The organism is Streptomyces sp. NPDC052236 (genome assembly GCF_044548015.1).
In the GTDB taxonomy this organism is placed as follows: domain Bacteria; phylum Actinomycetota; class Actinomycetes; order Streptomycetales; family Streptomycetaceae; genus Streptomyces.
In genome coordinates this window covers 1-8,444 of sequence record NZ_JBIUBL010000068.1, presented here as the reverse complement: position 1 = coordinate 8,444, position 8,444 = coordinate 1, and the positions used below count along the sequence as shown (strand labels likewise).

Genomic DNA, 8,444 nt, shown 5'->3' with positions numbered 1-8,444 from the left:
CCGTCCGCTGCCTGCCCCTACCCCGTCGCGATCATGCCCCGCACACGAAGAAGCCCCTGCTCATCGAACAGGGACTCCCTTTGCCACAACGCACTGAGAAGCCAGGCCGGCACCGGCATCGCGGAGCGGACCTCGGCCCACTCCGCATCCGTCATGTCACTGGAATAGCAGCCTGCCCGCCGCCCCGGAGCGATCGAACCGAACCGGTGCACGTAGCAGTCACACCCAGGGGTGACCGCGGTGGACGCAGGCACAGTGGTACTGCTCAACTGATCAGGCAACGGGCTTCCTTGGTCGTGCTGGTGTCGTAACCGCGTCACTACCAAGGGGCCCGTTCTTTCATGCCCGCGGCCGCACCCGAACCTCCGTCCAGATGATCACCCGCCGCCACTCGAACAAGATCCGGTTTGCCAGAACGCACTGAGCGGCTGCGCACGGTGTATTTCTCCATCCGCCTCGTCTGGGCGGACGGCGGTTATGCGGGCCGGCTGGTGGACTGGGCGGCCGAGAAGTGCGGGCTCACCCTCCAGATCGTCAAACGCTCCGATGACACGGCGGGGTTCGTGGTGCTGCCGCGCAGGTGGGTGGTGGAGAGAACGCTGAGCTGGCTGATGCGTTCGCGTCGTCTGGTGCGTGACTATGAGACGCTGCCCGCCATGCACGAGGCCATGGTGCTGTGGTCCATGACCATGCTCATGAGCGGCCGCCTGGCCGGACGCCGCCCGGGTGCTTTCAGCCGGCCGGCGTCGCGAGCGCGGTGAACACCCCCGGCCGCACCTGCAGGATCCAACCCCGTTCCACCAGGCGTTTCGCCTTCGACCGCAGCCCCTCGACCTTCGCCGGAACTACTTCCAGGCCCAGGGACACGGCCAGCTGCTGACACCGCAGACCTGCCCGGCCCGCGTCCGACTCCAGTACCTCCACGATGCGTTGGTAATCCGGTGCCAGGACGGACGCCGCCATGCCTCGATCCGGTGCGGCACCACCGATCCCGCCACCGCCCTCGGCGCCGGCTCCGCTGCCGCCAAGGGCGGCTCGGTCAACACCTCGGTCACCGTGACCCGGGCATCCACCAGACGCTGAAGTGCGTGTTCCGCCTCACCGAGCGCGGCCCGCACCCGCTCGGCCTCCTCCCGCAGCCCCGCCACCTCTTCCCGGATCTTCTTCTCCCGGGCCTCCAGCAGACCAAGCACCGACGGCATCAGCCACCTCCGCAAGCGACGTGAACGGACGAACCACGCCCATCTCTCCCGCCGACGACCGGAGTTCATGCCCACCCAGCCCGAACCAAACGATCACGTTCGGAAAGCGGACGGCTTCTCAGACAAGCTGCGGCGCATGGACTGGATGGCCCTGCTCTCGACACTGACCGGTGCCGTTATCGGCACCGCCACCCTTGTCGCCGATCGCAACCGGTGGCGGCGAGAGGAGACCCGGCACGCGCTCGAAGTGCGGCGGGAGGCGTACGCGGAGTTCGTCTCCGCGCTGAAAGCAGCAGGTGAGGAGATACGCGCGGTCGCATTGGGCGATCACATGTCCGAGTCGGCGCGTGACGCGGCAGTACGGGAAGCCTTCCGCAGCACCGGCTTGTATACGGCGGGCGAACGCCTCTGGCTCGTGGGCCCGCAGCAGGTCGTGGTGGCCGGGAATGAGGCGTTTCACAGCCTGCGCCGGATACGCGATTCCTACGCCAGGGGGGTGGCTGTCGGCTCCGCTGAGGACGCGCCTCTGATTGCACAGCGTCGCACGGCCATGACCCACATGCGGGGCCTCATGCGTGAGGATCTGGGCATTGGGCCCCTTGGGATCGAATGACCAGTGCAGTTCTCCTGAAGTGACGTGTTGACCTGCGTAGTTGTGGGTCGGCCTGCCGTGTCGCACCGACTCCACGACGCATTCGTGTGTGCATCATCGCAGTTTAGGTGTGTTGGAGGCCTGGTGTGGTGGTGGTCAGGGGTGAGTGCACAGGCTGCGAGTGGTGATCATCCGCCTTCACCGTGTGCAGGCGGCACGGCTGCGGGACCGGTAGCCGGCGACCTTGGCGAGGTTGCCGCAGCGGTCCATGGAGCACCAGCGTCGGCGACGGGCCTGGGAGTCGTCCAGGAAGAGCAGTGAGCACTCCGGGTTCTCGCACTCCTTCACCCTGGTCAGCAGGGGGCCGCTGACCAGGAGGACGGCGTCCCGGGCCACCGTTGCGAGGGCCGCTTGGGCCGGGTGACCGGCCTTCCAGTGCAAGGGGCCAGCCGACTGGGTGAGTTGTGGAGCGAGGTCGGGCCGGGCGGCTGCTTCGTTGACCTTCGCGACATCGGCCGGGTCGGGCGCCCCCTCGTCCATCGCGGCACACACCAGCCGATAGGCGGCCTCACGCAGGGTGCGGGCGGACACCAGGTCTCCGGCGGTGACTCGCACTGGCTCGCCGTCCGCGCCGGCTCGCAACCCGGCCTCGTCGATCCAGCGGGCCAGGGCCCCGGGGTCGGGGAGCCGCTCCAGCGGGGTGCCGCCGTGCCGTTTGCCGAGGGTGGCGACGAAGTTCAGGCAGGGGCGACCGCCGATGAACGGGAACGCGAGGGCGGGGTCCGCGCCTTCCTGCCGGACGGAAGCGGGTGTGCGGGTCATGAGAGAAGCCTATCTCTTGACACCAGTTCATGGGGTGTTAGACGTTGACACCTATTCAACCGGTGTCCCCTGTCCTGCCCTGCTCCTGCGGGAGGGCGCTGGAACGTTTTCAAGAAGGCGGGTGCGGTATGCGTGCGGTGCGGATCGATGAGTTCGGCGGCCCCGAGGTCCTGGTGCCGGTGGAGGTGCCCGACCCGGTCGCGGGCCCCGGCGAGGTACTGATACGGGTCGCCGCCGCCGGGGTGAACCGTGCGGATGCCCTCGTACGGGCCGGGGTCTACCACCGGGCCAGGCGCCCGCCGCTGATCCCGGGGCTGGAGGGAGCCGGAACCGTCGCGGCGGTGGGAGAGGGCGTCACCGGCATCAGTGTCGGACAGCGGGTCATGGCCCTGGACGATGTGAACGCACCTGGTTTCTACGCCGAGCTGGCGGCCGTTCCGGCCGCGCAGGTGACCGTCCTGCCGGACGGCCTGAACCTGACGGAAGCTGCCGCGCTGCCCATCGCCTGGCTCTCCGCCTGGTACTGCCTGCGCCGCCTGGCCAAGGTGACCAAGGACGACACCGTGGTGGTGAAGGCTGCCGCGAGCGGAGTCGGGAGCGCGGCCGTGCAGATCGCGGCGGAGGCCGGGGCGCGCGTCATTGCCGTCGCCGGCTCACCGGAAAAGACCGCGTGGGCAGCGGAGTTGGGCGCCCACGCCACGGTCGACACCTCCGCATACCCCGATGACGTGTCCGTCGAGGAGGTGCTGCGGCTGACCGAGGGACGCGGCGCGGATGTCGTGCTGGACACCGTTGGAGGCCACGCCTTCGGGCGGAGTCTGCGCGAGGTCGGGCACGGCGGGCGCGTGGTCGCCCTCGCCAATGTCGCACTGGAGCCGAGCACCGTCGACACCCGGGACTTCTATCCCAAGAACGTGTCCATCCTCGGCTTCCAGCTCACCAACCTGCAGATACACGGCTACGACCCTCGCGAGGACCTGCGCGAGCTGGCCGAGCGGATCGCGGCCGGCGCGTACCGCGTGCCGGTGGAGACGGTCCTTCCGCTCGAACAGGCGCGTGCGGCCCACGAGCGGCTGGAGCGGCGGGACAACCGGGGCAAGATCGTGCTCGCGGTCGCGCGCGACTGATTCCCATTGAGCTGGTCAAGCCTGACTGCGCGGGTGGGAAGGCCTGGCCCGGCGGCGGTCACCGGCGAGCCCGCAGGCGGCGGGCCGTGATCGCCTGCCAGGTGCCCGCTACGCAAAGAACCCCGACGGTTTGGCAGTTCATGAGCACAACCACAGGAGTTTGCCTTTCTAATCGGTCAGGGCGAGGAACAGCTTGAGGCGGAGCGTGCGCCACGCTCCGCCTCAAGCGCCGCATGGTGGATGCCTGTCAGGCCAAGTCGCTCCCGAAGGCGGTCGACAGGTACGCACGGGCCTCGGCGATGGACCGGTCGATGATCCGGGCCGCCTCGCGGGCCTCCTCGGGCTGGTGACCGGCCTGTACCTGCAGGCGGAAGCGGGACGAGCCGGTCGGGGTCACCGGGAACTCCACCATGAAGGCGAGCACACCCTGGTCGAACAGGAGCCGGTTGGTGACCCGGGCCAGCTTCTCGTTCCCGATCAGCAGCGGGACGATCGGGGAGGGGAAGCCCATGCAGGTCAGCCCGCGCCCGCCGAGCTCGTCCCGGAGGGCGTCGATCGCCTGGAACAGCCGTTCGCGCAGCTCGTCGCCCTCCGGCGAACGGATGATCTTGGCCGCCGTGAGCACGACCGCGGTCTGCATCGGGGACAGGGCGTTCGAGAAGAAATGGGAACCGCCGAACATCTTCACGTACTGCTTCACCGCGGGCGAGTTGGAGGCGAGGAATCCCCCGTTGGAAGCGAAGCTCTTGGAGAAGGCCCCCATCACCAGGTCCACCTGGCCGAGCATCTCCTGCATGCCGAGCACGCCGCTGCCACCCGGCCCCATGGCGCCCAGGTCGTGGGCCACGTCGACCAGGAGGGTGGCGTTGTGCTCGCGGCACACGTTCTGCAGCGCGACCAGGTCCGGCCAGTCGGCGTCCACCGAGAACAGGCCGTCGGTGACGACGAGGATGCCGTTGCGCGCGTCCTGCGCCCGGATCTCACGCAGGTGGCCGCGTACGGCGTCCACGCTCAGGTGCTTGTAGCGGCGGACGTTCCGGGTGGCCGCCCGCGCGCCCTGCTGCAGGCACGAGTGCGCGAGCCGGTCGATCACCACGTGGTCCTCGGGACGCACCAGACCGACGACGGTGCCGAAGCCGGCGGCCCAGCCCGTCGGGAAGAGGGTGACGTGCTCGGCTCCCACCAGCTCGCCCAGGACCTCTTCCAGCTCGTTGGAGATCGTGGTGTTGCCCAGCACCATCGGCGAGCCGGCGCTGTGCGGCCCGTAGTCGCGCAGCGCCCGGGCCGCGGCTTCACGGATCGCGGGGTGGGAGTTGAACGAGAGGTAGTCCTGGGAGTTGAAGTTGATGCCGCGGGTGCGCCGCCCCAGGTCGTTGGTGATGACCGCGGTGTTCCCGGGGGCCTGCTCCAGGACGCGCGAGTACTGCCAGGTCTCCGTACGGCGGCGGGCCTCCACCCATCCGTGGAAGTCCTCGGTACGCCGCATCAGGTCACGGCCCGCGGGCCGGTAGTAGTCGTAGGCGTTCTTGTCGAGCGCGTACTCCTCGTCCGCGTCGACGGGTCGGCGCAGGTGCTCGGGCTCCCACATCTCCTCAAGGGCGGTGGCGGCGCTGGGGTATTCGTCGCGGAGGAACCTGCACAGCAGGTCCACCTCGACATCGGTTTTCTGGCTGGCCCCGAGCTGCACGAGCGAGTCCCACGGGATGTGGGAGGCCCAGTTGCGCATCATCTCGGATGTGTCCCGGGCCGATTCGCCTATTGTGGTGGCGCATTCGACGAGTGCACGGCAGCTCTCGGGATCGTCGCGGAGCACCTCCTCGGCGCTGCGCCCGTCAAGCCGCTGTACGGCCAGCTCGGCCGCGGTGAGGATCTCCCCGACCAGTTCGCCGTCCTCACGCGGCGAGGCCTCCTGGTTTTTCCGCTTTTCCCGCATGTCCGTTCCTCTCCTCTCGTTTCCCGTTTCCGGCCTCGGGATCAGGCGAAAAGGTTCTGCTGGTAGCTCAGGGACGTGCTCTCGAAATTGTCGAAGATGGGGAAGGTGTCCGAGGGCTGCTTGGCGGCGTCGTTGAGCAGGAAGAGGTTCGATGCCTGGAAGAACTCGGAGACCGGGGCGATATCGGCGTGGGTGGCGATCAGCCGATTGGTCTCGTCCTGGTTGCTCTGCAGGGCGACGAAAAGCTGCAACTCGTCGTGCCGCAGGGTCTGCATTTCGGCCAGCGTGCAGGTGTAGTCGTAGTACGCCGCGGTGGTCTGACTGCGCCGGCGGCTGCGGTAGTGGCTCAGCGCCTGGTCCATCGGCTGCTCCCCGGCCAGCCACGAGTGGAGCGCGGAGGAGGCCAGCTCGGCGTCGCGGAAGGCGTACGTCATGCCCGTCGCGGTGCACTGGTCCTTGAAGCACTCCGCGTCCCCCACCAGGACCCATCCGGGGCCGGACAGCGGGCGGAGGAAGGCTGCCTGGTCCAAGGTCCCGTAGAAGCGCTCCTCGCGGCTGCCGGAGGTGCGGACCAACTCCCCGATCTCCGGGCTGACGAAGTCCAGCGCCTTGTGGAAGTTGCCGCCGATGTCGCTGCGGAATTCCCTGGACCACTCGCTCGGCCCCCAGACCAGGGTCATGTTCTGGCCGAAGTTGGTGGGGACCACCGCCATGCCCATGCGTCCACGGCGGTGCAGGTGAGCGGTGGTCAGGTCGAAACCGGAGAAGTAGCTCCAGTAGGCAAAGGTGCACTTGGGCCGCTGGTCGTGCTTGGGCAGCTTCAGGGCCCTGGCGACCAGGGAGTTGCGCCCGTCCGCGCCGACGACGACCCGGGCCCGCTCCTCCAACCTGTCCCCACCCCTGGTGCGCCCGCGTATGCCGACGACCTGCTCGCCGTCGTACACCAGGTCCTCGACGGTGACCCCCTGGCGCACCTCGGCACCGGCCTCGGCAGCTGCCTCGATCAGGATCTGGTCCAGGATCTGGCGCCGTACCGACGCGTAACGCTGGACCACGCCGGAGTCGTCCTGGTGCATTTCCTTGAAATGCAGGCGCAGCAGGTCCATCGGGACCTCTCCGGCCAGGGGGATCCCCTCGTTCACCAGGTTGACCACGGTGTGGGACGGGGTTGTGGCCAGTACCTTGTCCAGCAGCCCCCAGCGGTTCAGATACGACATTCCATGTGGCCACAGGAAATGCGTGGACAGGACGTCGCTGGGAAATATGGACCTGTCGACCACCAAGACTCGGTGGCCTTTCCTGGCGAGGAGCGCAGCAGTCGACGCACCCGAGCATCGGGCACCGACAACAATCACGTCATACACGGATGGATTACCAATCTCTCTTGAGAAGCCGTATCTCAACCGATCTTGGAACGTGTGGATCGAACGGAGTTCCTGGTCGGGTGATTTTCCGGCGGTACGCGCATGAAGGCAGAGCCTCCTGGTAGCTCGGGGGTACGACCCCATTCCGAACGGTTCCCGAAGGCCCTGTTGTCGTTGTTGTACGCGCCCGAGCCCGTTGACTTCAACTCGCCCGCTATGTCGTGCGATTGCCTCGCGCACGTGTACGGCAACGCGGCCGACCATCCCGATCGGGTGCGTCGATGCTGAAGCTGATCCGGTCGTGGCTGCGGATGGGAGTGCTGGAGGGCGGGGTGACCTCCCCGACCGGGACGGGAACTCCGCAGGGCTCACCGATCTCCCCACTGCTGGCGAATGTCGCTCTGCACGTCCTCGATGAGGCGTGGCAGGGCGAGGGCCGCCGGCTGGGAGTGCTGGTGAGGTATTGCGATGACTTCGTGGTCCTGTCGCCGACCAGACAACGGGCCGAGCAGGCCCAGCAGTTGGCGGCGAGAGTGCTGGGACAGCTCGGGATGCGACTGCACCCCGAGAAGTCCGGCATCACCTGCCTCACCCGAGGTGGGCAGGGCTTCGAGTTCCTCGGCTTCCACCACCGGAAAGTGGAGTCGTGGAAGTGGCGGGGCAGGTTCTACCTGTACCGGTGGCCCTCGCAACGGGCGTTGAAGGTGCTGCGGGACAAAGTCCGCGCGGCTACTTCCCGCTCTCGGACCGAGCGGCCGGTGGCTGCCGTGGTGGCCGAGCTCAACCCGGTGCTCCGGGGTTGGGCCGGGTACTTCCGTAAGGGAAATTCTGCGCGGAAGTTCGTAGGGTGGACCAGTACGTCCACGAGCGGCTGGCGATTTTCACCAGCAAGAAACATGGCCTCTCAGGCCGGAATTGGGCCGCCCGTTACAACTACGGGTGGATCAGTCGGCTCGGGGTCTTCCGCCTGTCCGGAAAGTGGCACGGGGCGACGGCGCATGCCCAGCGGTGAACGATGTCGGAAAGCCGGATGCGGGAGAACCGCATGTCCGGTTTGAAGCGGCGGGGACTGGAAACGGAGACTCATCCACCGCGCCAGTCCCCGACCCTACTCGACCAGTTCCTGGCGCGGGAGTTCCCGTCTGTCAATCCCCTGGTTGCGTAGAGACTTTGGCTATGCGGCCTGATGTTTCTGGCCGCGCTGTCTGCGTGCTTCGCTGATGATCCGTTCGAACGGCGCTGTCACGTTGGTTGGCCGGGTGGGATGATCTTCGGGTTGATCGTGCTGGAGGGGGCTGTCTGTGGGGGCCGTGTCGCCGTCGTACAAGGGTCACCGGTATCCGGTCGAGGTCATCTCCCACTGTGTGTGGCTGTACTTCCGCTTCCCGCTGTCATTCCGCGAGG

7 protein-coding genes and 2 pseudogenes are annotated in these 8,444 nt (G+C 67.7%); 5 read left to right on the top strand and 4 right to left on the bottom strand.

What is annotated here, in order from left to right; translation table 11 throughout:
- Positions 1-407 precede the first annotated feature (407 nt).
- Positions 408-761 (top strand): transposase, encoded by a 354-nt coding sequence (locus ACIHCQ_RS44265; RefSeq protein ID WP_399674966.1) that lies wholly within the window; start codon positions 408-410, stop codon positions 759-761.
- Here ACIHCQ_RS44265 and ACIHCQ_RS44260 read toward each other — a convergent pair.
- Positions 733-1,202 (bottom strand): annotated as a pseudogene (locus tag ACIHCQ_RS44260) (hypothetical protein). The gene ACIHCQ_RS44265 and the pseudogene ACIHCQ_RS44260 sit on opposite strands and share 29 nt — an antisense overlap.
- Before the next feature lie 67 nt (positions 1,203-1,269).
- Here ACIHCQ_RS44260 and ACIHCQ_RS44255 point away from each other — a divergent pair.
- Complete coding sequence (locus ACIHCQ_RS44255) at positions 1,270-1,815, top strand: hypothetical protein (RefSeq protein ID WP_399674964.1); 546 nt, start codon at positions 1,270-1,272, stop codon at positions 1,813-1,815.
- Positions 1,816-1,992: 177 nt separating this feature from the next.
- Here the strand turns inward: ACIHCQ_RS44255 and ACIHCQ_RS44250 are convergent, their stop codons facing one another.
- Entirely contained in the window at positions 1,993-2,616 is a 624-nt protein-coding gene (locus tag ACIHCQ_RS44250; RefSeq protein ID WP_399674963.1) for a CGNR zinc finger domain-containing protein, read from the bottom strand.
- 128 nt (positions 2,617-2,744) lie between these two features.
- Here ACIHCQ_RS44250 and ACIHCQ_RS44245 point away from each other — a divergent pair, with 128 nt between their 5' ends.
- Positions 2,745-3,743 carry a zinc-binding alcohol dehydrogenase family protein gene (locus ACIHCQ_RS44245; RefSeq protein ID WP_399674961.1) on the top strand — a complete coding sequence of 333 codons (999 nt, stop codon included), beginning with the start codon at positions 2,745-2,747 and terminating at the stop codon, positions 3,741-3,743.
- 247 nt (positions 3,744-3,990) lie between these two features.
- Here the strand turns inward: ACIHCQ_RS44245 and ACIHCQ_RS44240 are convergent, their stop codons facing one another.
- Both ACIHCQ_RS44240 and ACIHCQ_RS44235 read right to left on the bottom strand, forming a co-directional pair.
- Positions 3,991-5,676 carry an aminotransferase class I/II-fold pyridoxal phosphate-dependent enzyme gene (locus ACIHCQ_RS44240; RefSeq protein WP_399674959.1) on the bottom strand — a complete coding sequence of 562 codons (1,686 nt, stop codon included), beginning with the start codon at positions 5,674-5,676 and terminating at the stop codon, positions 3,991-3,993.
- 41 nt (positions 5,677-5,717) lie between these two features.
- Positions 5,718-7,184: an NAD(P)/FAD-dependent oxidoreductase gene (locus ACIHCQ_RS44235; RefSeq protein WP_399674957.1), complete on the bottom strand. Its 1,467-nt coding sequence runs from the start codon at positions 7,182-7,184 to the stop codon at positions 5,718-5,720.
- Positions 7,185-7,321: 137 nt separating this feature from the next.
- Between ACIHCQ_RS44235 and ACIHCQ_RS44230 the strand changes: the two genes are divergently transcribed.
- Both ACIHCQ_RS44230 and ACIHCQ_RS44225 read left to right on the top strand, forming a co-directional pair.
- Positions 7,322-8,098, top strand: a complete 777-nt coding sequence (locus tag ACIHCQ_RS44230) for a reverse transcriptase domain-containing protein (RefSeq protein ID WP_399674955.1) — start codon at positions 7,322-7,324, stop codon at positions 8,096-8,098.
- A 243-nt stretch (positions 8,099-8,341) separates the two neighbouring features.
- Positions 8,342-8,444, top strand: a pseudogene (locus ACIHCQ_RS44225) (IS6 family transposase); the annotation flags it as partial.